Source organism: Chryseobacterium hagamense, from assembly GCF_007991455.1.
Classification (GTDB): domain Bacteria; phylum Bacteroidota; class Bacteroidia; order Flavobacteriales; family Weeksellaceae; genus Chryseobacterium; species Chryseobacterium hagamense.
This window is the reverse complement of the sequence record NZ_BJYJ01000095.1, coordinates 1-615: the sequence shown is the minus strand read 5'-3', so window position 1 is coordinate 615 and position 615 is coordinate 1. Positions and strand designations below refer to the sequence as shown.

Here is a 615-nt window from a genome sequence, read left to right as displayed (position 1 = left end):
TATTTTCTTTACTGTTGTTTACATCGGGGTTTTCCCAGGTAGCTATCGGTAAAACATCGGTGAGCAACGCATCGGTTTCTTTGGAGTTCGGCAGCGGGAACAGAGGGATTATTTTGCCCTGGGTTACTTCTGCCGCTTCGGTAACCGGAGCTGTGGACGGGACAATGATTTATGACATCACGGATAAAAAAGTGAAATACCTGAAATCGGGGGCCTGGTATGATCTGAGCGTGGATGCTACCGGAGTTGTGGATGCCTCTCTTCAGACTTCCAAAGCGGAGATTCCGGGGGCCAAGGTAGTCATCGGTACGGGAGGAGCTTCGGACACCACCCCGGGAATCCTTGTCCTGAAGGATGCCAACAAAGCCATGGTTCTGCCGAAGGTAGCCAGCCCGCACCTGAATATCATTAACCCTACTGCCGGGATGATGGTGTATGATACGGTAAAGCATCAGCTTGCAGTATTCAACGGAACGGTATGGTCGTTCTGGAAACCTTTATAATACCGGATATTCCTTCTCACAACCTGTAAAATTTCCTGCTAAAAAAATAAAAGCCAAAGCAGGTTGTGGCTACGGATCTTCCGTAAAATAATAATTGATATCAGACTAAAGC

Annotated in this window: 1 protein-coding gene; it reads left to right on the top strand. The window is 47.6% G+C overall.

Features of this window, described 5'->3' with window-relative positions:
- A partial coding sequence (locus CHA01nite_RS20380; protein ID WP_307726006.1) for a phage tail-like protein occupies positions 1 to 503 on the top strand: 503 nt, incomplete at its 5' end.
- Between the last annotated feature and the right edge of the window lie 112 nt (positions 504 to 615).